The sequence below is a fragment of the Gordonia phthalatica genome (assembly GCF_001305675.1).
GTDB lineage: Bacteria > Actinomycetota > Actinomycetes > Mycobacteriales > Mycobacteriaceae > Gordonia > Gordonia phthalatica.
Window position 1 is genome coordinate 3,046,483 of the sequence record NZ_CP011853.1, and the last position, 21,147, is coordinate 3,067,629.

Sequence of the window (21,147 nt, forward strand, 5' to 3'; positions counted from 1 at the left end):
TCTGTACGGCTTACTGGCAGGCGGCCAGCACCAGTTCCTTGACGCGGGCCGGGTCGGCCTGGCCGCGGGTGGCCTTCATGACGTCACCGACGATCTTGCCCGCGGCCTGGACCTTGCCGCCGCGGATCTTGTCGGCGATGTCGGGGTTCGCGGCGAGAGCGTCGTCGACGGCCTTCTGCAGCGCCGAATCGTCGCGCACCACTTCCAAACCGCGATCGGCGACCACCTGGGCGGGTTCACCCTCGCCGTCGAGCACACCGACGACCACCTGCTGAGCGAGCTTGTTGGTCAGCTTGCCCTCGTCGACCATGCCGATCACCTCGGCGACCTGCTTGGGCGTGATCGCCAGTTCGGCGAGCTCCACGTCGCGCGTGTTGGCCTGCTGCGCGAGGAACGACACCCACCAGCTGCGGGCGGCGTCGGCGGACGCGCCGGCCTCTGCGGTCTCGATGATGAGGTCGACGGCGCCGACGTTCACCAGGTCGCGCATCACCTCGTCGGACACGCCCCACTGCTCCTGGATGCGCGCGCGGCGCACCCACGGCAGCTCCGGCAGCGTGGCACGCAGCGAGTAGACCCACTCGGGGGTGGCGATGACCGGCGGCAGGTCGGGCTCCGGGAAGTAGCGGTAGTCCTCGGCTGTCTCCTTGCGGCGTCCGGCGGAGGTGGTGCCGTCGGCCTCGTGGAAGTGGCGGGTCTCCTGGATGATCTCGCCGCCCGCGGCCAGCACTGCGGCCTGACGTTGCATCTCGAAGCGGACGGCGGTCTCCACCGACTTCAGCGAGTTGACGTTCTTGGTCTCGGTGCGGGTGCCGAACTCGGTGGCGCCCTTCGGCTTCAGCGACAGGTTCACGTCGCAGCGCATCGAGCCCTGGTCCATGCGGACGTCGGAGACGTTCAGCGACTTCAGCAGGTCGCGGAGCGCGGTGACGTAGGCGCGGGCGATCTCGGGGGCGCGCTCACCGGCGCCCTCGATGGGGCGGGTGACGATCTCGACGAGCGGGACGCCGGCGCGGTTGTAGTCGAGCAGGGAGTGGCTGGCGCCGTGGATGCGGCCGGTGGCGCCACCGATGTGCAGCGACTTGCCGGTGTCCTCCTCCATGTGCGCGCGCTCGATGTCGACGCGCCAGGTGGTGCCGTCGGTGAGGACGACGTCGAGGTAGCCGTCGTACGAGGTCGGCTGGTCGTACTGGCTGATCTGGTAGTTCTTCGGCTGGTCCGGGTAGAAGTAGTTCTTCCGCGCGAAGACGCTCGACTCGCGGATCGAGCAGTTCAGCGCCAGGCCGATCCGGACGGCGGATTCGACGGCGGCCGCGTTCGCGACCGGCAGCGCGCCGGGGAGGCCGAGGCAGGCCGGGCACACCTGGGTGTTGGGTTCCCCGCCGAAGGTGGTGGGGCACCCGCAGAACATCTTGGTGGCCGTGCCGAGCTCGACGTGGACCTCCATGCCCATCACCGGGTCGTATGTCTCAATGACGTCGTCGAATTCCATCAGTTCGTCGATAGCCGCACTCATGACCCCCATCGTATCCGGGTGCGATTTCAGGGTGCTTCCCGATGCCCGGCAACGAGCTCCTTCCCTAGCCTGGAGTCATCAGGCCACCACCGGCCGACCCCGACCGAAAGGTGAGAGACCATGACCGGACCAGGCTTCCCCGACAGCTACGGCGCCTACGAACCGCAGCCCGTTCCACAGCGGAAGAGGCTCACGCGCTCGTCCACCGATCGGATGCTGGGCGGCGTCGCCGGCGGCCTCGCCGAGTACTTCGGCGTCGACTCGACGTGGGTGCGCATCGCGTTCGCCGCGTCGATCATCCTCCCCGGCCCGCAGGTCCTGCTGTACCTGATCCTGTGGCTGGTGATCCCGAAGGGCTGATGGACGCCCGTAGGAATCAGTCGGCCCGCAACCGCAGGCCGGCGAGGAGTTCCCCGACTTTGATGCCGACGCACAGACTGATGAAGGTGCCGAGCGCGGTCGCGATGGCGCCGGGGTCGGACGAGGTGAGCGAGACCAGGCCCACCGTCCCCGGCACCAGCAGCAGGAACGCCGGATAGAAGAAGACGACCGACGGGATGTCGGACCAGAACCGTTCGACCGCCTGCGACGCCAGGTACGTGACCCCGGCGATCACGCCGAAGGCGGCCACGTCGCCGATGATCGGTTCGAGCGCCGTCAGAACCCCGTAGACGCCGAGCATGACGATGAGTGCGACGCCGCTGAGCCGGTAGCCCGCACCGAACGCGAGGCCGAGACCGACGGCGAGGACGATGACGCCGAACCACGACATCCACACCGGGGGCAGCGCCTGCCAGGCGTCCGCCGCGTTCTCCAAGCGGGGTGCTTGAGCGAGTTTCGCCGCCGACGCGACATCGAGTTCGACACCGGAGACGTCGGCGCCGACTCGGATTCCCGCCGTCATGAAGCCGAGCATCGCGACGCCGTACATCAGGCGTGATGCGCCGGTGACGACATCGGCGGCTGTCAACTCCAGCAGGGCGTTGGTGATCAGCGCACCCGGCACCAGGATCGCGACGGGCGCACACACCGCGAACAGCGGAACCGGCCCGAGGTCGAAGGTGCGGTCGGCCAGGCCGACCAGGACCGTGGTCCCGAACGCCATCACGAACGGCAGCACCGCGATCGACGCGGGCGACTTGCGGATCGCGGCGATGCCCAGACCCACGAGCGCACCGATGATGAGCGACGACAGGATCGCCCACCACGGACAGCGAAAGACGATCGCCATGCCCGTCGAGATCAGGCAGGCGCCGGCGATCCCACCGGCGGCGGGATAGTGCCGTCGGCGGGCGCGGACCTGCTCGATGCGGTCCTGCACATCGGCGAACGCCACCACGCCGCCGATGATCCGTCCGACGAGTCGCACACTCAGCGCCGTCTGCCGCATCGACAACTCTTCGCCGGTCGACTTCACGGCGGACATGACGCCGGTCTCCCGGTCGGCGACGAAGATGTCGGCGGGCAGCACCGAGACGGTCACGTCGTCGACGCCCACCGATTCGGCGACGTTCGAGACGCGGGCGCTCACCTCGGTCACCGAGAGCCCGGCGTCCAGCAGCAGCGCGCCGAGTCGCCCGAGGGCCAGGCGTTCGGAATCGGTGCTCACAGCGGGAGCGAGGTAGGAGCGGCAAGCACCCGAGAACGATATCGCGGTCGGCACCGAAGACGAAGAAAACTTGGACGTCCAACCTATTGATTAGTTGGACATCCAAGTATACGGTGGTTCGCGTCACCATCTTCAGCCTCTGGAAGGACGGCTCATGACCGAACTGCGGACCATCGATCACTACCTGAACGGCGCCCGCGTCGCCGCGACCGGCGCCACCGCCGACGTCTACGACCCCAGCACCGGGGCGGTTCAGGCGACGGTCCCCCTGGCCACCGCGAGCGAGGTCGACGAGGCCGTCGCGATCGCTGCGAAGGCGCAGAAGGAGTGGGCCGCCTACAACCCGCAGCGTCGTGCGCGCGTGCTGATGAAGTTCATCGAACTGGTCAACCAGAACATGGACGAGCTCGCCGAGCTGCTCTCCAGCGAGCACGGCAAGACGCTCGCCGACGCCCGCGGCGACGTGATCCGCGGCCTCGACGTCATGGAGTTCACCGTCGGCATCCCCCACCTCCTCAAGGGCGAGTACACCGAGAACGCGGGCACCGGCATCGACGTCTACTCGATGCGCCAGCCGCTCGGCGTGGTCGCGGGCATCACCCCGTTCAACTTCCCGGCGATGATCCCGCTGTGGAAGGCCGGCCCGGCCCTCGCGTGCGGCAACGCGTTCATCCTCAAGCCCTCCGAGCGCGACCCCTCCGTCCCGGTCCGCCTCGCCGAGATCTTCACCGAGGCAGGCCTGCCCGACGGCGTCTTCCAGGTGGTCCACGGCGACAAGACCGCCGTCGACGCCCTCCTGGAGAACCCCGACGTCAAGGCGATCGGCTTCGTCGGATCGTCGGACATCGCGCAGTACATCTACGAGAACGCCGCCAAGAACGGCAAGCGCAGCCAGTGCTTCGGCGGCGCGAAGAACCACATGATCATCGCGCCCGACGCCGACCTCGACCAGGCCGTCGACGCGCTCGTCGGCGCGGGTTACGGCGCCGCGGGCGAGCGCTGCATGGCCATCTCCGTCGCCGTGCCGATCGGCGACGCCACCGCCGACGCCCTCCGCGCCAAGCTCGTCGAGCGTGTGCAGGCGCTGCGCGTCGGACACAGCCACGATCCGAAGGCCGACTACGGTCCGCTGATCACCGCCGCCGCCCGCGACCGCGTCCTCGACTACATCGAGCAGGGTGTCGCCGCCGGCGCCGACCTCGTCGTCGACGGCCGCGGCACCGGCTCCACCGACGCCGAATTCGAGGGCACCGATCTCTCCGGCGGCTACTACGTCGGCCCCACCCTCTTCGACCACGTCACCCGCGACATGTCGATCTACACCGACGAGATCTTCGGACCGGTGGTCTGCATCGTCCGCGCCCACGACTACGAGGAGGCCCTCGCGCTCCCCACCGAGCACGAGTACGGCAACGGCGTCTCGATCTTCACTCGCGACGGCGACACCGCCCGCGACTTCACCTCGCGCGTCGAGGTCGGCATGGTCGGCGTCAACGTCCCGGTCCCGGTGCCCGTCGCCTACCACACCTTCGGCGGCTGGAAGCGCTCCGGATTCGGCGACCTCAACCAGCACGGACCGGCGTCGATCATGTTCTACACCAAGACCAAGACCGTCACCTCGCGCTGGCCGTCGGGCATCAAGGAGGGCGCGGACTTCGCCATGCCCCAGATGCACTGACCCAGGTGCACTGACCGGCACAACGAGTCCACGACCTACGAGAGAACAGGCACGGCAGGAACCAATGCCCTATCCGAAATTGCCCGACGACGACCGCATCGTCGTCGAAGCGGCCCGGGACTTCGCCCGCAAGCGGCTGGCCCCGCACTCGCTCGAGTGGGATGCGAACGCGCACTTCCCGGTCGACGAGATGCGCGAAGCCGCGTCGCTCGGCATGGCCGGGATCTACACCCGCGAGGACGTCGGCGGCTCCGGCCTCCGACGCCTCGACGGCGTGCGGATCTTCGAGGAGCTCGCCAAGGCCGACCCGGTCACGGCGGCGTTCCTGTCGATCCACAACATGTGCACGTGGATGGTCGACTCCTACGGCACACCCGAGCAGCGCGACCGCTGGGTGCCGAAGATGGCGTCCATGGAGTGGCTGGCCAGCTACTGCCTCACCGAACCCGGCGCGGGCTCGGACGCGGCGGCGCTCGCGACCTCCGCGCGCCGCGACGGCGACGAGTTCGTCCTCCGCGGCAGCAAGCAGTTCATCTCGGGCGGCGGCGTCTCCGACGTCTACGTGGTGATGGCGCGCACCGGCGACGCCGGCCCGCGCGGCATCTCCACGTTCGTCATCGAGAAGGGCACGCCCGGTCTCTCGTTCGGTCCACCCGAAGCCAAGATGGGCTGGCACAACCAGCCCACCGCCCAGGTGATCTTCGACGACGTCCGGGTGCCCGCCGATGCCATGCTCGGCGGCCCGGCCGGCGAGGGCACCGGCTTCGGCATCGCCATGAACGGACTCAACGGCGGCCGCATCAACATCGCCGCCTGCTCTTTGGGTGGTGCTCAAGCCGCCTACGACCAGACGCTGACCTACACCACCGAGCGCGAGGCCTTCGGCAAGCCGTTGATCGCCGAACCCACCATCGCCGCGACGCTCGCAGAGATGGCCACCGCTCTCGAGGCGTCCCGCCTGCTCCTGTGGCGGGCCGCCGAGGCGCTCGACGCGAACGACCCCGACAAGGTCGAGCTGTGCGCGATGGCCAAGCGCTTCGTCACCGAGAACTGCTACACCGTCGCCGATCAAGCGCTCCAGCTCCACGGCGGCTACGGATACCTCCACGAGACCGGTATCGAGAAGATCGTCCGCGACCTGCGGGTGAATCGCATCCTTGAAGGAACCAACGAGATCATGCGGATGGTGATCGGACGCGCCGAGGCGCAGCGTGCCACCGCCGGAAAGGGCACACGATGAGCACAATCGCATTCCTCGGACTCGGCCACATGGGTGGACCGATGGCCGCCAACCTCGTCAAGGGCGGCCACGACGTCGTCGGCTTCGACCTGGTCCCCGAACTCCTCGACGCCGCCGTCACGACCGGCGTCCGCGCCGCGAAGTCGGCCGAAGAGGCCGTGTCCGGCGCCGACGCCGTCATCACCATGCTCCCAAGCGGTGCCGCGGTGAAGGCCGTCTACGACGCGATCATCCCCCACGCGACCCCCGGTCAGCTGTTCATCGACAGCTCCACCATCTCCGTCGACGACGCCCGCGCCGTGCACCAGCAGGCCACGGATGCCGGCCTCATGCAGCTCGACGCCCCCGTCTCCGGCGGCGTCAAGGGCGCGACGGCGGGCACCCTCGCGTTCATGGTCGGCGGCGATCCCGCATCCCTCGCGGCGGCGCAGCCGATCCTCAAGCCGATGGCGGGCAAAGTGGTCGCGTGCGGCGGGCCCGGTAACGGTCAGGCCGCCAAGCTGTGCAACAACATGATTCTGGCCGTCCAGCAGATCGCGGTCGGCGAAGCCTTCGCCCTCGCCGAGAAGCTCGGCCTGGCCGATCAGGCGCTGTACGACGTCGTCACCGGCGCCACCGGCAACTGCTGGGCCCTCCAGGTGAACTGCCCGGTCCCCGGCCCCGTCGACGCGGCGCCGTCGAACAACGGGTTCAAGCCCGGGTTCGCGACCAGCCTCATGAACAAGGACCTGCACCTCGCGATGGACGCCGTCGGTGCCACCGGTGCCACCGCCCCGCTCGGTTCCCACGCGGCCGCGCTGTACGACGCCTTCGCGGCCGAGAACGGCGGCCTCGACTTCAGTGCGATAATCAAGACCCTGCACTGATCAGCAGAATCAATCGTCATCGATAGGAGCGACGTGGCCGGGGTGGATCACGAGTCGAGCGAGCACGAGACCGGCGAGCACGACCCGATCGCCCTGGCCCGCCGCAACTGGGAGGACGCCGGCTGGGGCGACGACGTCGCCGACGGCATGGAGGCGGTCACCTCCGTGATGCGCGCCCACCAGATCATGCTCGCCCGCGTCGAGCAGGAGTTGAAGCCGTTCGGCCTCACCTTCTCCCGATTCGAGCTCCTCCGGCTCCTCGCTTTCAGCCGTCACGGATCGCTTCCCATCTCCAAGGCCAGTGACCGCCTCCAGGTGCACGTGTCGTCAGCCACCCACGCCATCGCGCGGCTGGCCGACGCCGGTCTCGTCGAACGCCTCCCCCACCCCACTGATGGCCGGACGACGCTCGTGTCCATCACGCCCGACGGGAGGGAGCTCGTCGAGAAGGCGACGGTGGTGCTCAACTCGGGCGTGTTCGCGCAGGTGGGGATGTCCCGTTCGTCTGCTCGCCAGTTGGTGTCCGCCATCCGCGAGTTGCGGTCTGCTAACGGAGATTTCTAGAGGGTTCGATCTCCCGGCCAGGAAAGCGATTGACGCGCAATTGTTTCCTCGCTAGTCCTCGCTCCTCGGCTAGCGCCTCGTCCCTGCGGAGGGCTTCGGAACTCAATTGCGCGTCAATCGCTTTCCTCGCCTGTCACGCTGGCTTCTTGCATTCCCCTTTCCCCGCTGGTTGAGCCGGTCCGGAGCGCAGCGGAGGACCGTGTCGAAACCCCGCCACGCGGGCTGGGTCTGCTACGCCAGTTCGACGCCGAACTCCAAGAAGCGCACCGTCCTCGTCGGATCCGTGTTCCCCTGATTCGCGCGGAGGGCGGCCAACTCGCTGTCGAAGACGCGCTCCACGCGCGGGCCGTCGTCGTCGCGGACGATCGCCCACACGCCCGGCTCGGCGTCGACGACCGTCGGAGTCTGCTCCTGCGACGGCTCCGATTTCCGCGGGCGGGCGGCCGACGCGGCGAGATCCGCCCACGACGCCGTCGCACGCGGATTGTCGAGGGCCTGCCGCAGCAGTCTCCGCAGGCCCTCTCCCGCTTCGCGCGCGAAGCGGTCGAACTCGTCGGGGCCGAAATCGTTCGGTGTGGGCATGGTCTCCATCATCCACGGGAACTGGCCGCCCCGCCACCGAGTGGGTAACGTCCTGGTCGACGCCCGCATGGGGCGCCCGGACGAGCCCGCCGTACCCGGTCAGCGACAAGACGGTGGCTTAGGAGCAACCATGCACTGGATCGTCCTCATCATCTCCGGACTCTTCGAAGCCGTCTGGGCCACTGCACTCGGCAAATCCGCCGGGCTCTCGCGGCTCTGGCCCACCGCCACCTTCTTCGTGGCCCTCGCCATCAGCATGGGCGGGCTCGCCTACGCGATGCGCGAACTCCCCACCGGCAGCTCGTACGCGATCTGGGTCGGCATCGGCGCCACCGGAGCCGTCCTCTACGGCATGCTGACCGGTGCCGAACCCACGAGCCTCGCGAAGATCGTCTGCATCATCGCCATCGTGGGCGGTGTGATCGGCCTCAAGCTCGTCAGCTGACGTCGCCGGGTCCCGGGATTCCCGCCCGCACGGCGAGCACGGCGGCCTGCACCCGCGACTGCACGTCGAGCTTCATCAGCACTCGCGAGACGTGGGTCTTCACCGTCGCCTCCCCGATGTCCAGCCGTCGCGCGATCTGCGCGTTCGACAGGCCGGCACCCAGCCCGCCCAGCACCTCGGTCTCTCGATCGGTGAGCTCGGGCAGATCGGGCTGGGCGTCGGCGGGCCGACTCCGCATCGCAGCCACCACCGTCCGCGTCACCGCGGGATCGAGCACCGCATCGCCCTCGGCGACGCGCTTCACCCCGGCGACCAGATCGGCGCCCGACGCCGACTTCAGCAGAAATCCGCTCGCCCCCGCGGACAGCGCACCGAGCACGTATTCGTCGATGTCGAAGGTGGTCAGGACCAGCACTCTGACATCGGAGTCGGCGAGCACCGCGGCGGTGGCGGCGAGCCCGTCCATCTCCGGCATCCGCACGTCCATCACGACGACGTCCGGCCGCAGGCGCGCCACGGCGCGGACCGCTTCGGCGCCGTCGCCCGCCTCGCCGACCACGCTGATCTCGCCCGACGCCTCCAGCACCAGCCGCAGGCCCTCGCGGACCGCGGCGTGATCATCGGCCAGCACCACTCTGATCCGACTCATGAGCGCCCCATCGGTAGCCGGGCCTGCACCGTCCAGTGCTCGCCGTCGGGTCCTGCGGTCACCGTGCCGCCGACGCTCTCCGCGCGAATCCGCATGTTCCGCAATCCGTTCCCCTCTGTCATACGGAGATCATTCGACCGCCGCTCGTCGTCGCTCAGGCGATTGCGCACGGTCAGCTCCGCCGTGTCGCCGACCGTCACCAGGTCGACGCCGATCGGGGATCCGGGCGCGTGCCTGGTCGCATTCGTCAGCGACTCCCCCGCGATTCGAGTCATCACCGTCTCCGCCAGGACGGTGAGTCCCGCCGACCCACCGGTGACCGTCACCTCCGAACCCACCGATCGCGCCGCCGCGATCAACGGCGTCAGCGACGCCCAGCGGACCGTCGCGGTGTCGTCGCCGTCGCCGGCGAGGACCTCGATCATGGCGCGCAGTTCGGTCAGTGCGGCGAGGCTGTTGCTGCGCATCGAGGCGATGATCGGCGCCGGATCCGGCACATCACGCGCGGCCTCGGCCAGGATGGCGATCGCGGAGACGTGCCCGGCGACGGTGTCGTGCAGTTCGCGGGAGACGCGGCGTCGTTCCTGCGCGAGTGCGGTCGCATGCTCGGCCTCCGCAGCGAGCTTCTCGGCCCGGGCAGCGCGCACGGTCGCGAGGACCGACTGCGCGTAGCCGAGCGGTGAGATCAGGAAGGCGACCCCCAACAGGCCGACGAGCACACCGGCGCGCGGATCCACCACGACCGCGACAACGATGGCACCGCCCATGGTCAGCGCGAAACAACCCGAACCGACCACCCGCCGGAGCATCGGGGACCCCACCGTGGCCGCCGCGAAGATCACGTCGGTGAACGAGATCCACAGCGGGAGCGAGACTCCCGACGGAAGGTCCACGGCGATCAGCAACAGCATCGCGACGACGGCGACCACCGGCCGCTTCGGCGCGATCCACTGCAGCACGAATGCGGCCAGCAGAATGGCGACCTTGACCGGAGCCGAGTGACCGCCCCAGTCCGGGACCAGGCTGAACGCGCCGCTGACCCACAGCAGCAGGCCCGCGATCAGCGTGCCGATCGACGACAGCGCCGTCGAAGAGGGCGACATCGACGACAGCTGCATCGACGAGAGCGAGGGAACCGACTTCATCAGGTCTCACTACAGCACACGATGGCGGCCGCCGGGTCCGTCGAAAGGAGGAGGCCCACGACGTCGTTCAGCGGATGTGCACCGACGGCCGAGCAGCGACTCTGGGTTCATGAGCACCGCGACCGATCCCGTCCTTCTCACCATCGCCGGCTGCGAGGTCGGCTTCTGGGTCCTCGTCGTCGGCGGCCTGGCCCTGCGCTATCTGGCGCATGCCACCCGGCTGTCGACCTGGGTCCTGGCCGCGGTACCCGTCCTCGATGTGGTGCTGCTGACCGCGGTGGCGATCGACCTGCACGGTGGCGGCGAGATCGGCTTCGCGCACCGGCTGGCACCGATCTACCTCGGCGTGACCGTCGCCTTCGGCAAACGGCTGGTCCGCTGGACCGACGTCCGGTTCGCCCATTGGTTCGCGCACGGCCCCGCGCCGGAACGGATCCCGAAGACCGGGCCTGCGCGCCGACGGTACGAGTGGGAGGACTTCGGTCGCTGGCTGATCGCCGCCGCCATCGCAGCGGCGATGATCCTGGTGCTCGGGTTCGGCGTGGCCGACGCCGAGCAGCGCGCCCAGCTGTTCGTCGGTTTCCAGACGCTCGGCATCATCACCGCGATCTGGTTGCTGACGGGGCCGGTTTGGTACCTGGGCTCGGCGCGGAGCGACGTGCGGCAGTGAGGCTCAGGCGTGGGTGCCGACGTTGACGACGCGACCGGAGGCGTCGCGGTAGAAGAATCGCTGCACGCCCCACTCCTCCGAAGTCAACGGGTGCACGATCTTGACGCCGGCCACGACCGCGCGACGGTGCACGGCCTCGACATCGTCGACGAAGACCGATAGGTCGGGGTTCATCGGCGCGGTGCGGTCGACGGTCATCAATCCGAGTTGTCGGCCGTCGTCGTCGGCGAGAAAGACGATCCATCCGTTGTCCATCACCACGTGCAGACCGAGTATCGCGGTGTGGACGCGGACGGCGTCTGCGAGGTCGTCGACGGTCAGGATGGGTGCGATGCGTTGAATGGCCATGCCCTCAGCCGATCATTCCGGACTGTCATCGCGCTTGATGAAATCGGCACGGTCCAGCCCCGTCACGAAGTCCAGACAGGAGCGCGTTTGCCGAGGAACGCCGACATGCCCTCCTGGGCGTCGGCGGTCATCGCGTTCTGCGACATGACCTCCGACATCTGCGCGTAGGCCTCGGGTTCGGTGCGGTCGATCTGGTCATAGAAGGCGCGTTTCCCGATCGCGAGGGTGTCACCGCTGAACTGCCCGATGCGCGCCGCCAGGTCGGCGACCGTGGCCTCCAACGCCTCGCCGGGAACGGCCTCGTTGATCAGACCCCAGTCGACGGCGGTGGCGGCTTCGATCATGTCGCCGGTCAGCAGCATCTGCATGGCGCGCTTGCGGCCGATCGCTCGGCTGAGCGGGATCATCGGAGTGGAGCAGAACAGTCCGATCCGCACGCCGGGCGTCGAGAAGCGCGCGGTGTCGGCTGCGACGGCGAGATCGCAGGTCGCCACCAACTGGCACCCTGCGGCGAGCGCCATCCCCTGCACCTGCGCGATGACGGGTTGCCGAACCGCGTGCACGGTCGACATCAGGTCGGCGCACGCCGCGAAGATTTCGCGTTCGTCGTCGAGCGTCCGGTCCACCATCTCCGACAGGTCGTGGCCCGCGGAGAACGCCGGGCCCGACGCCTTGATGACGATGACGCGGACGGCGGGATCGGCACCGAACGCACGCAGGCGTTCGGTTGCGTCGCGCATGGTCGCGAGCGACAGCGGATTGCGTCGCTCGGGCGCCTCGAAGGTGAGGACGCCGATCGAATCCTGGACGGTTGCGGTCACGGTGGGAGCGGTCATGACCCCATTATCGGCGGCGCACCCCATACGTACGATCGATTGACATGAACGAGTCGACAAAACTCATTCAGAATCCGATCGTCTATCAGGTCGCGGCCGCCGGGCAGTCGGCAGACGCCGTCGCCTGTCTCGGCCCGATCCCGTATATCGCGCGATGTCTCGACGACGTCGAGTTCCCCGCCGAACACCGGTGGATCTTCCCGGTCGTGAAGTTCGCCTCCGCCGCCGGGCTCGCCGCCGCTCCGCGGTTCCCCTGGCTGGCCCGGCTCACCGCGGTGATGCTGACGATCTACTTCAGTCTCGCCGTCGGCATGCACGTTCGGGCCCGCGACTTCCGGCTGAACTTCGCCGCGGCATCGTCGTTCCTGGTCTTCGACGGCTTCCTTGCTGCCACGGGACCGCGGGTCGCGCCCGCGCCCGCGCCTGAGCCTGAGCGGTAGCCGCTACGCCGACAGCGCCTTCAGCACACGGTCGGCGTGCACGTTCATGTTGACCTCGGAGGCGATCACATCGGCCACGACACCGTCGGCGCCGATCGCGAAGGTGACGCGCTTGGTCGGCATGCCCGCAGCGACGAGCAGGCCTCCGCGGCGCACGCCGTACGCCTTGGCGACGGCGCCGTCGACGTCGGCGAGGAGCGGGTAGTCCAGGGTGTGCTTCTCGGTCCAGCTCTGCTGCTTGGCGACGTCGTCGGCACTGATGCCGATCCGCTGCACGCCCGCAGCGGAGAACTCGGCGGCCAGGTCGCGGAAGTGGCACGCCTCCTTGGTGCACCCCGGTGTGAAGGCGGCCGGGTAGAAGAACAGTGCCACCGGACCGTCGACGAGGAGGTCGGACAGTCGTCGGCGGGTGCCGGTCTGGTCGGGCAGTTCGAAATCCGGTGCGGTGTCGCCGATCTTCATATCCGAACCCTACCCGCGGTGCGGCCGCTGCGTTCAGACGAGCCCGGCGTCGCGCATCGCGATCGCGACCTGCACCCGGTTGGTGACGTCGAGCTTCTGGAAGATCCGCGAGATGTGCGCCTTGACCGTCGCGACGGACATGAACAGTTCGGCGGCGATCCCGGCGTTCGACGCACCCCGCGCCAGACACATCGCGACGTCGCGCTCCCGGTCGGTCAGCGAGTCGATCGCCGCGCGAGCCCTCTGGTCGGGGCCGTTCCCGCGGCCGTCGACCACCTGCTTGATCAAGGCTGCGGTCACCGACGGACTGAGCGCGGGCTCACCGCCGAGGACGCGGCCGATGGCGGCGATGATCTCCGCGGGCGGCGTGTCCTTGAGGAGGAAGCCGTCGGCGCCGACCGCGAGGGCCCGCATCACGTAGTCGTCGGCGTCGAACGTCGTCAGCACGATGACCGCCGGCGGCTGTGGTCCCGCCTTGAACGCTTCGGTCGCGTCGATGCCATCCATCACCGGCATGCGGAGGTCCATCAGCACCAGGTCGACGGGGTCGGCGGCGTGCAGGTCGAGCGCATCGCGCCCGTTGCCTGCTTCGGCGACGACGTCGAGGCCCGGATCGCCGCCGATCAGGAGTCGCAGTCCGGACCGGACGAGCGCGTCGTCGTCGACGATCATCAACCTCGAAGTCATGCCTGCCACGGTAGCCACACCCTCAGCACGAAACGCTCGTCGGCGGTCAACGCCGTGGTCTGCCGTCCGCCACGCAGTTCCACCCGCTCGGCGAGACCGACCAGCCCGAAGCCCGATTCCGGTGCCACGGTGCGGCTGTCGCCGATCGGCATCGGATTGCTGACCACCAGGTCGATGCCGTGGTCCACGCTTCCGGAGATCCGCAGGTCGACGGCGGTGGCCGGCGCGTGTTTGCGCGCATTGGTGAGACCCTCCTGCACGCAGCGGTACAGGGCGCGGCCGAGACCGTCGGGCAGGGCCGCGAGGTCGACGTCGCAGGAGTACCGCAGGTTCATGCCGTACTCGCGGTTCTCCTCGACGAGTCCGTCGATGTCGACGGCACGCGCCTGTGGCGACTCCGGCTGAGCGTCCCCGGGACCCTCGCGGAGGACGCCCAGCAGGTCGCGGAGTTCGGTCAGCGCCGTCGCCGACAGGTCCTCGATGGTCTTGGCCGCGTCGCGCACCTGGTCGGGCGGGAGGTCGTCGCGGAAGGCGAGCGCTCCCGCGTACATGTGCACCGTGGAGATCCGGTGCGCGAGGACGTCGTGCATCTCGCGAGCGATGCGCCCGCGTTCGGCGATGCGCGCATGCTGCACCCTCGCGGCCTGCTCGGCTTCGGCGACCTTCGCGCGAGAGCGCCACGATGCCAGGAGTTCGCGCCGCGAGCCGATGTACAGCCCCCAGGCGATCACCATCAGGAGGACCACGGTGATGATCACCGAGTCGACCAGCGTCGGTCGCGCATGTTCGGGCACTTCGAACCACGACGATCCCAACGCCGTGACGATGGCCAGGAACCCGACCGGAATGATCTCGCGCCACCGGCGGCGGGTCGCGAGCGAGACCAGCGCGAGCATCGAGGGGCCCGACGCCGACGCCGACACGAGCGCGACGATCTGCGTGCCGACACCGACGGCCATCGGATAGCGGCGGCGGTACCAGACGGCGATCAGTGAGAGGATCCCGAGCGCCAGGTCGAGGTAGAACCACCATCGCACCGTCGTCCACTGGTACTCGACGCGTGACCCCCAGGCGACGCCCGACACCGTCAGGACGATGGCGAGGCGCCACAGGTGGCTCCGCCAGGTCAGCGGCGGTTGATAGTCGTCGGGGTGCACGTGGATCACGGTAGCCCGCCGATCGTCGGTCGCGCTGCGGCCATCGGTCGACGCCACCCCCTACTTTCGGATGACCCGGAAACAGCCGCGAGGCGGATGTGCGGAGCCGCGGCGGGCGGCAGAATTCTTCACCATGATCACTGTCGAGAACCTCACGAAGAGATACGGCGAGTACGTCGCCGTCAACGACGTCTCGTTCGCCTGCAAGCCGGGTCGCGTGACGGGCTTCCTCGGACCGAACGGCGCGGGCAAGTCCACCACGATGCGCATCATCGCCGGTCTCACGCCGCCCACCTCGGGCAGTGCGACCATCGCCGGCGTCCCCTACCGGGACATCCCGAACCCGGCGACCCAGGTCGGTGTCCTGCTCGACGCGTCGGCGCAGCACGCGGGCCGCACCGGCATGGAGATCCTCCGCCTGTCGGCGATGACCATGGGTCTGGACATGAAGCGCGTCGACGAGGTCCTCGAATGGGTCAGCCTGACCCCGGAGGAGGCCGGCCGCCGCGTCCGCAACTACTCGCTCGGCATGCGGCAGCGTCTCGGCATCGCCAACGCGCTGCTCGCGAATCCGAAGATCCTGATGCTCGACGAGCCCGCGAACGGCCTCGACCCGGCAGGCATCCACTGGATGCGCACCCTGCTCCGCGAGTACGCGGACCGCGGCGGAACGGTCCTGCTGTCGAGCCACCTGCTGCACGAGATCGAGATCATCGCCGACGACCTGGTCGTGATCGGTCGCGGTGAGATCGTGGCGCAGGGCACCAAGGACGAACTCCTCGCAGGCACCGGCGCGCACGTCAAGGCGGCCGACGACGAAGCTCTCGGCCAGGCGCTGGTGAACGCGGGGTTCGCCGCGTACCCGGCCCAGGGCGGCGGCATCAACGTGGAGGCCGACCCGGCCCAGGTCGGCCGCGTCGCCCTCGACAGCGCCATCCCGCTGATCGAACTCCGGGTCGGTGCCAACACCGGACTCGAAGCCATGTTCCTGCAGCTCACCGAACAGACCCAGCGTGAGCAGCCCGCCACCCAGGGAGCCCTCTGATGACCACCACGTACGCCGCCGTCGACAAGACGGTGAAGCCGATCCCGCTCACTCGCCTGATCAAGGTGGAACTCCGCAAGCTCGTCGACACTCGCGCAGGCTTCTGGCTGATCGCGGCGATGGCACTGATCGCGGTGCTGGTCACCGTGATCATGCTGATCGTCGCCGCGAACTCCAGCGAACCCGCAAACGTCGGATTCGCCGACTTCTTCGGCGTGATGAACACGCCGACCGGATTCCTGCTGCCGGTGATGGCGATCCTCCTCGTCACCTCCGAGTGGACGCAGCGCGGCGCGCTCGCCACGTTCACCATGGAACCGCGCCGCGAGCGGGTCGTGATCGCGAAGCTGGTCACGTCGCTGATCGCCGCCATCGCCGCGGTGGTCGCGGCCCTGCTCATCGGTGCCGTCGCGAACGTCATCGCGGGGTTGATGTTCGACGCACCCGCAGGGTCGTGGTCGCTGTCGGCGGCCGGCCTCACCGGTGCCGCGATCATCCAGATCGCGGGACTGCTCCTCGGCTTCGGCTTCGCGGCACTGTTCTTGAACACGCCGGCGGCGATCGTCGCCTACTTCATCCTGCCGTCGGCGATCGGCCTGGTGCTCCAGCTGATTCCCGCGCTCCGTGACCACCATGTCGCGGACTGGATCGACCCCAACACCTCGGCGGGTGCCCTGATGTCGGAGTCCTGGCCGACCGGTAGCTCCTGGGCACACTTCCTGGTGGCACACCTGATCTGGATCGGCATCCCGATGTCGGTCGGAATCTGGAGGATCTTGCGTTCAGAGGTCAAGTGATCTGACACCTCGCTCGGCCTGGAAGAGCTGAACGCAAACTCGACTGGCGCACCCGCTACTCCTCGGGTGCGCCAGTCCTCTTGTGTCTGCGGGCCTATCCCGCGAGGCGGTAACGGCCGTCGTCCGGCCCCACGGCGATGCCGCGGTCGACGAGTTCGTCGAGGTGCATGCGGATCATCGCGCGCTCGGCGGCTTCCGCATACCAGGGTGCCGTCTCGACGCGGTAGATGACGCCCCGCCCGATGAGCTCGTCGACCGTCTGCGATCCCGAGGCGAGCAGATCGAGCAGCCGCCCTTCACGGGCGTCGAGTGCCGCGGCGTGTGCCGCGAGGTCGGCGAGGAACTCGTCGCGGGTGAAGTACGGCCCCTTGTGGTGGTACGAGGCGACGACGTCCGCCTCCACCTCGGTGACCGCTGCCAGCGTCGCTCGGATGTCGGCGAGGCTCGATCCGACGTCGCTGTACATGGGTCCGAAGGTCGAGAGGTCGACGTCGGCGATGTAGAAGACGCCGTCGGGTTCGATGAGGAATCCGCAGTGTCCCGCGGTGTGTCCGGGCAGCGGCACGGTCCGCACGCGAACGCCGTCGCCGACGTCGAAGACCGCGTCATCGTCGAACCGGTCGACATCCGGCAGCGGCTGCCACCCGAACTGTTCACGGAAGTCGGCCTCCCACTCCCCCTCCGGGATGCCGCCGGCGGCGCGGAAGTCGGCCCACGACTGGAGGGCGAACGCGTCACGGTGATGGATCGCCACCGACGACGCCCGCTGCACGGCGTCGACCGTGTGGTCCTCGTGATAGTGGCTCAGCAGGAGGAGGTCCGCAGGCGGCGCTTCGATCTCCAGCCCGGAGTCGAGCAGCACGACGGTGTTACCTGCGCGCACGGTCAGCGGATTGCCGAACGGGACGCGACCGTCGTTCGGCCCCATCCACCGGGTGACGTGGGGGCCGAGGGCCAGCTGCGCTGTGGTCATGGGTCTATGATGCCAACCCCGGAAACAGCACAGCCGGTTACCATGACAGCTATGACGACGCAGGTCCTGGGCCTTCCCCGTCGATCATCGCGTGGCCCTGGCCGACGACGAGTACGAGACGGCCGCGGAGGCGCACGGGGACGACGAGTTCCACGTGACCGACCCCGTGGACGTGCGGTTCACGCCGGCGTCCCTGATCGGCTGATCAGACGCTGCCGCCTCGACGCACCACTTCGCGATGACCGGCGTCGATCCGTCGCGTCCAGCCGCGGCCGTCGAGGTGTTCCAGCAGCGGGATCGCCACACGACGCGAGGTCCCCAACGCCTGCCGCGCCTGCGAGGTGGTGAACGGCTGCGGCAGTCGTGCGAGTTCCCGCATCGCCTGAGCGGGCGCCTTCGGCAGGAGAACGAGCCCTTCGGCGAGCCGGATCAGCCGACCCGCGCGCTCGGCCGCGGCGAGTTCCCGGACACCCAGCCGGAGTGCGACGAGGTCGTCGGCCTCAGGCGCGACGAACGGTGCGGCGGCGAGCCGTCGTTCCAGCTCTTCGACGGCGGCTTCCGCGGGCCCCAGGTCACCGCGATGCTCGGGGAGGAAGAGGCGCCCTCCTTCGGCGACGACCCCGGCGCCCTGAACAACGGCGGGCAGCAGGACCGCGGAGGGAAGTCCGAGCAGACCCTGCGCTGCGCCGTCGGTGAGTCCCGCCGACAGCGGATCCCGTTCGTGCAGGTCGACGACCGCTCCGCGTAGCGCCGCCTGCCAGCGGTGCAGCGTCTCGCTCGCCACCCACCAGTCGCCGATCACGTCGACGCCGTCGGGAACCTCGTCCGTCTCCAGTCCCGCCTCGGCGAGCCTGGCAAGCAGCACGGCGCCGCGGCGAGCGACCTCGGCGGCGGTCGCGTCGACGTGCTCCCCCAGTGCCCGCCCTCGTCGGACGCCGTCGCCCCGACGCTCCAGCGGCGGCGGATCGATGTCGAGGACCGTGACACCGCCGACGATCCGCCCGGCACCGGGATCACGGAGCACGAGGCGATCGTCGCGGCGCAGCGGGAGTTCCCGCGACAGCGTCAGCCGCAGATGGTGGTCGTCGAGTGCCCGCACGCGAACAGGGGTCGACGCGGTGCCGACGTGCACGGTCAGCCATGCGGGGACGTCGTTCTCGCCGATGTCGCGGCGGACGTCGACGAGCGCGGTGGTGGGCCACGCGCCGGTGTCGAGGAGGGCGTCGCCGCGGTGGATCTCGTCGTGCGCGATGCCGCGCAGGTTCACCGCGACCCGGCTGACCGGCTTCGCCCGGTCGGTGTCGCGACCGTGGCACTGCAGGCCGCGCACAACGACGGTGCGGAACCCGTCGCGGCCGAAGACGTTCAACTGATCGCCCACCGCGAAGCGGCCTGCGGCGAGCGTGCCGGTCACCACGGTGCCGGCACCGGTGATCGTGAACGAGCGGTCGATCCAGAGGCGGACGCGGCCGTCGTCGGGCACGATCGTCGCCGCAAGCACATCGTCGAGCGTCTGGCGGAGCTCGGTCAGCCCGGTGCCCGCAACCGCGGACACGGCGACGATCGGCGCGTTCGCGAGGCCGGTGTCGGCGAGCTCGGTCCGCACCTGCTCGGTGACCTCGGCGATGCGCTCGGGCGTCGCGCGATCGGCGCGGCTGATGACGACGACCCCGCTGCCGATGCCCCACGCCGCGAGGGCGTCGCGGTGGTCGGACGACTGCTGCCGCCAGCCCTCGTCGGCGGCGACCACGAAGCACACCGAGGGAGCCGGCCCGAGGCCGGCGAGCATGTTCGGCAGGAAGCGTTCGTGCCCCGGGACGTCGACGAACCCGACCTCCCGACCGGACGGCAAGACCGTCCACACGAAGCCGAGGTCGATGGTCAGTCCCCGCTGCCGCTCCTGTTCCCACCGGTCGGGTTCCATGCCGGTCAAGGCTTTCACCAGGGTCGACTTGCCGTGGTCGACGTGCCCGGCGGTCGCGACGACATGCACGGTCACCGTGGCTCCATGGCGGCGCGGACGGCGTCGGCGACGCACTGGTCGTCATTCTCGGGGATGCATCGGAGGTCGACGAGGGTGGCACCGTCGTGCACGCGCGCCAAGACGGCGGGGGTGCCGGTGCGCAGCGGGCACGCCGCGGATTCGGGGAGTCGGACGGCGAAGCCCGGCAGTGGGATGCCGGGCGCACCGCCTCCGCCGACGCGGCCGTCGTGCGCGACGAGTTCGCCGCCGACCGCGTCGGCGAGCGCCTCGGTCCGCTCCCGCAGCCGCTGCGGATCGGCGTGCAGCGACCGCATGACCGGCGCGACGGGACCGGCGACGGTCGCCTCGAGTGCGGCCAGCGCCAGCTTGTCGATGCGGACGGCTCGGGCCAGCGGGTGCTTCGACAGGCGCTGAACGAGGTCGGCGCGACCGAGGATCACCCCGGCCTGTGGTCCGCCGAGCAGTTTGTCGCCGCTGGCGGTGGTGAGGTCGGCGCCCGCGCGCAGAGCGGTGGTGGCATCGGGTTCGTCGGGCAGCACCGGGTCGGGTGTCAGGAGTCCGCTGCCGAGGTCGACGACCAGCGGGATCCCGCGATCGCGACCGAGTCTCGCGAGCGCCGCCACGTCGACTCCGCTCGTGAAGCCGCTGACCCGGAAGTTGCTGGGATGCACCTTGAGCAGGCAGCCGGTGTCGGGTCCGACCGCGTCCGCGTAGTCGGCAAGATGGGTGCGGTTGGTGGTGCCGACCTCGCGCAGCCGGGCACCCGTCGACGCGATGAGGTCCGGCAGTCGGAAGCCCGCGCCGATCTCGATCAGTTCGCCGCGCGAGACGATCACCTCGCGTCCGGCGGCGAGCGCGGTGGTCGCCAGGACGAGGGCCGCCGCGCCGTTGTTGACGGCGAGCGCGTCCTCGGCGGCGGGGCAGGCCGTCAGCAGCGCGTCACGGGCGCCGACGCCGCGCTTGCTGCGGACTCCGGTGTCGAGGTCCATCTCGACGTCGACGTAGCCCGCCGCATCGACGATCGCTGCGATCGCGGCGTCACCGAGCGGCGCACGGCCGAGATTGGTGTGGACGACGACGCCGGTCGCGTTGAGGACCGACGTCTGCGTCGACGGTCCGGTCCGGGTCACCGCGTCGACGACTGCGGCGACGACATCGCCGGGAGCGAGCTCGCAGCGTCGTGCGCGGTCGGTGACCGCACGGATCCGCGCCGCGATGGTCGCCTCGGACAGTCGTTCCCGGGCCGCCACGACGTCGGGTAGCGCCAGCAGGGCGTCGGTCCGCGGGATCGATCGTCGCGGATCCACCTGCCCGGCACCCTGATTCACTGCGGCTCCTCATTGGGGGAAGTTGGCGGAGACGGACGGGAATCGAACCCGCCAGACCGAGGTACTCGATCTCACCGGTTTTGAAGACCGGGGAGCCCACCAGGTGCCCAGACGCCTCCGCTCACC

Annotated in this window: 23 protein-coding genes, 1 tRNA gene and 1 riboswitch; of the genes, 10 read left to right on the forward strand and 14 right to left on the reverse strand. The window is 69.5% G+C overall.

What is annotated here, in order from left to right:
- Positions 1–10: 10 nt before the first annotated feature.
- The gene (gatB, locus tag ACH46_RS14175) at positions 11–1,516 is read right to left on the reverse strand and encodes an Asp-tRNA(Asn)/Glu-tRNA(Gln) amidotransferase subunit GatB (RefSeq protein ID WP_062393498.1); all 1,506 of its coding nucleotides are present in this window, start codon (positions 1,514–1,516) and stop codon (positions 11–13) included.
- Positions 1,517–1,636: 120 nt separating this feature from the next.
- On the opposite strand from gatB, the gene ACH46_RS14180 reads away from it, so the two are divergent.
- Positions 1,637–1,876: a PspC domain-containing protein gene (locus tag ACH46_RS14180; RefSeq protein ID WP_062393499.1), complete on the forward strand. Its 240-nt coding sequence runs from the start codon at positions 1,637–1,639 to the stop codon at positions 1,874–1,876.
- 16 nt (positions 1,877–1,892) lie between these two features.
- Here ACH46_RS14180 and ACH46_RS14185 read toward each other — a convergent pair whose 3' ends face one another.
- Complete coding sequence (locus ACH46_RS14185; RefSeq protein WP_062393500.1) at positions 1,893–3,125, reverse strand: threonine/serine exporter family protein; 1,233 nt, start codon at positions 3,123–3,125, stop codon at positions 1,893–1,895.
- 154 nt (positions 3,126–3,279) lie between these two features.
- Here ACH46_RS14185 and ACH46_RS14190 point away from each other — a divergent pair, with 154 nt between their 5' ends.
- The 4 genes from ACH46_RS14190 to ACH46_RS14205 all read left to right on the forward strand — a co-directional run bounded on the left by ACH46_RS14190 (position 3,280) and on the right by ACH46_RS14205 (position 7,473).
- The gene (locus ACH46_RS14190; RefSeq protein WP_062393501.1) at positions 3,280–4,803 is read left to right on the forward strand and encodes a CoA-acylating methylmalonate-semialdehyde dehydrogenase; all 1,524 of its coding nucleotides are present in this window, start codon (positions 3,280–3,282) and stop codon (positions 4,801–4,803) included.
- A 64-nt stretch (positions 4,804–4,867) separates the two neighbouring features.
- A complete protein-coding gene (locus ACH46_RS14195) occupies positions 4,868–6,043 on the forward strand; it encodes an acyl-CoA dehydrogenase family protein (protein ID WP_062393502.1) in 1,176 nt (391 codons plus the stop codon).
- Positions 6,040–6,909 carry a 3-hydroxyisobutyrate dehydrogenase gene (gene mmsB, locus ACH46_RS14200; RefSeq protein ID WP_062393503.1) on the forward strand — a complete coding sequence of 290 codons (870 nt, stop codon included), beginning with the start codon at positions 6,040–6,042 and terminating at the stop codon, positions 6,907–6,909. Before ACH46_RS14195 ends, mmsB begins: the two co-directional genes overlap by 4 nt.
- Positions 6,910–6,942: 33 nt before the next feature.
- Positions 6,943–7,473, forward strand: a complete 531-nt coding sequence (locus tag ACH46_RS14205) for a MarR family transcriptional regulator (protein ID WP_062393504.1) — start codon at positions 6,943–6,945, stop codon at positions 7,471–7,473.
- A gap of 231 nt (positions 7,474–7,704) precedes the next feature.
- Here the strand turns inward: ACH46_RS14205 and ACH46_RS14210 are convergent, their stop codons facing one another.
- Entirely contained in the window at positions 7,705–8,055 is a 351-nt protein-coding gene (locus ACH46_RS14210; RefSeq protein ID WP_062395451.1) for a hypothetical protein, read from the reverse strand.
- A gap of 55 nt (positions 8,056–8,110) precedes the next feature.
- Positions 8,111–8,175: riboswitch (guanidine-III (ykkC-III) riboswitch) on the forward strand.
- 10 nt (positions 8,176–8,185) lie between these two features.
- On the opposite strand from ACH46_RS14210, the gene ACH46_RS14215 reads away from it, so the two are divergent.
- Positions 8,186–8,500, forward strand: a complete 315-nt coding sequence (locus ACH46_RS14215) for a DMT family transporter (protein ID WP_062393505.1) — start codon at positions 8,186–8,188, stop codon at positions 8,498–8,500.
- Here ACH46_RS14215 and ACH46_RS14220 read toward each other — a convergent pair.
- A complete protein-coding gene (locus tag ACH46_RS14220) occupies positions 8,493–9,149 on the reverse strand; it encodes a response regulator (RefSeq protein WP_062393506.1) in 657 nt (218 codons plus the stop codon). The genes ACH46_RS14215 and ACH46_RS14220 overlap by 8 nt on opposite strands.
- On the reverse strand, positions 9,146–10,294 hold the full coding sequence (locus tag ACH46_RS14225; protein WP_226995628.1) for a sensor histidine kinase: 1,149 nt from the start codon (positions 10,292–10,294) through the stop codon (positions 9,146–9,148). The genes ACH46_RS14220 and ACH46_RS14225 overlap by 4 nt, the downstream gene beginning before the upstream one ends.
- A gap of 109 nt (positions 10,295–10,403) precedes the next feature.
- On the opposite strand from ACH46_RS14225, the gene ACH46_RS14230 reads away from it, so the two are divergent.
- A complete protein-coding gene (locus ACH46_RS14230) occupies positions 10,404–10,964 on the forward strand; it encodes a hypothetical protein (RefSeq protein WP_062393507.1) in 561 nt (186 codons plus the stop codon).
- A 3-nt stretch (positions 10,965–10,967) separates the two neighbouring features.
- Here the strand turns inward: ACH46_RS14230 and ACH46_RS14235 are convergent, their stop codons facing one another.
- Positions 10,968–11,312, reverse strand: a complete 345-nt coding sequence (locus ACH46_RS14235) for a VOC family protein (RefSeq protein ID WP_062393508.1) — start codon at positions 11,310–11,312, stop codon at positions 10,968–10,970.
- A gap of 62 nt (positions 11,313–11,374) precedes the next feature.
- Positions 11,375–12,148, reverse strand: coding sequence for an enoyl-CoA hydratase (locus tag ACH46_RS14240; RefSeq protein ID WP_062393509.1), 774 nt, complete (start codon positions 12,146–12,148; stop codon positions 11,375–11,377).
- A 44-nt stretch (positions 12,149–12,192) separates the two neighbouring features.
- On the opposite strand from ACH46_RS14240, the gene ACH46_RS14245 reads away from it, so the two are divergent.
- A complete protein-coding gene (locus ACH46_RS14245) occupies positions 12,193–12,588 on the forward strand; it encodes a DoxX family protein (RefSeq protein WP_062393510.1) in 396 nt (131 codons plus the stop codon).
- A gap of 3 nt (positions 12,589–12,591) precedes the next feature.
- Here the strand turns inward: ACH46_RS14245 and ACH46_RS14250 are convergent, their stop codons facing one another.
- Genes ACH46_RS14250 through ACH46_RS14260 form a run of 3 tightly spaced genes read right to left on the reverse strand, consistent with a single transcriptional unit; the run spans position 12,592 to position 14,951 of the window.
- Complete coding sequence (locus ACH46_RS14250; RefSeq protein ID WP_062393511.1) at positions 12,592–13,050, reverse strand: peroxiredoxin; 459 nt, start codon at positions 13,048–13,050, stop codon at positions 12,592–12,594.
- 33 nt (positions 13,051–13,083) lie between these two features.
- Positions 13,084–13,737 carry a response regulator gene (locus ACH46_RS14255; protein WP_062395453.1) on the reverse strand — a complete coding sequence of 218 codons (654 nt, stop codon included), beginning with the start codon at positions 13,735–13,737 and terminating at the stop codon, positions 13,084–13,086.
- Entirely contained in the window at positions 13,734–14,951 is a 1,218-nt protein-coding gene (locus ACH46_RS14260; RefSeq protein WP_226995629.1) for a sensor histidine kinase, read from the reverse strand. The genes ACH46_RS14255 and ACH46_RS14260 overlap by 4 nt, the downstream gene beginning before the upstream one ends.
- Before the next feature lie 76 nt (positions 14,952–15,027).
- On the opposite strand from ACH46_RS14260, the gene ACH46_RS14265 reads away from it, so the two are divergent.
- Complete coding sequence (locus ACH46_RS14265; protein WP_062395455.1) at positions 15,028–15,939, forward strand: ABC transporter ATP-binding protein; 912 nt, start codon at positions 15,028–15,030, stop codon at positions 15,937–15,939.
- Positions 15,939–16,736: an ABC transporter permease gene (locus tag ACH46_RS14270; RefSeq protein WP_062393512.1), complete on the forward strand. Its 798-nt coding sequence runs from the start codon at positions 15,939–15,941 to the stop codon at positions 16,734–16,736. Before ACH46_RS14265 ends, ACH46_RS14270 begins: the two co-directional genes overlap by 1 nt.
- 94 nt (positions 16,737–16,830) lie before the next feature.
- On the opposite strand, the gene ACH46_RS14275 is transcribed toward ACH46_RS14270, so the two are convergent.
- The 4 genes from ACH46_RS14275 to ACH46_RS14290 form a co-directional block, all read right to left on the reverse strand.
- The gene (locus ACH46_RS14275; RefSeq protein WP_062393513.1) at positions 16,831–17,709 is read right to left on the reverse strand and encodes an MBL fold metallo-hydrolase; all 879 of its coding nucleotides are present in this window, start codon (positions 17,707–17,709) and stop codon (positions 16,831–16,833) included.
- Positions 17,710–17,914: 205 nt separating this feature from the next.
- Positions 17,915–19,702, reverse strand: a complete 1,788-nt coding sequence (gene selB / locus ACH46_RS14280; RefSeq protein WP_062395456.1) for a selenocysteine-specific translation elongation factor — start codon at positions 19,700–19,702, stop codon at positions 17,915–17,917.
- Positions 19,703–19,704: 2 nt separating this feature from the next.
- Positions 19,705–21,021, reverse strand: a complete 1,317-nt coding sequence (gene selA / locus ACH46_RS14285; RefSeq protein ID WP_062393514.1) for an L-seryl-tRNA(Sec) selenium transferase — start codon at positions 21,019–21,021, stop codon at positions 19,705–19,707.
- Positions 21,022–21,044: 23 nt separating this feature from the next.
- Positions 21,045–21,140 (reverse strand) — tRNA-Sec (locus ACH46_RS14290).
- Positions 21,141–21,147: the final 7 nt, after the last annotated feature.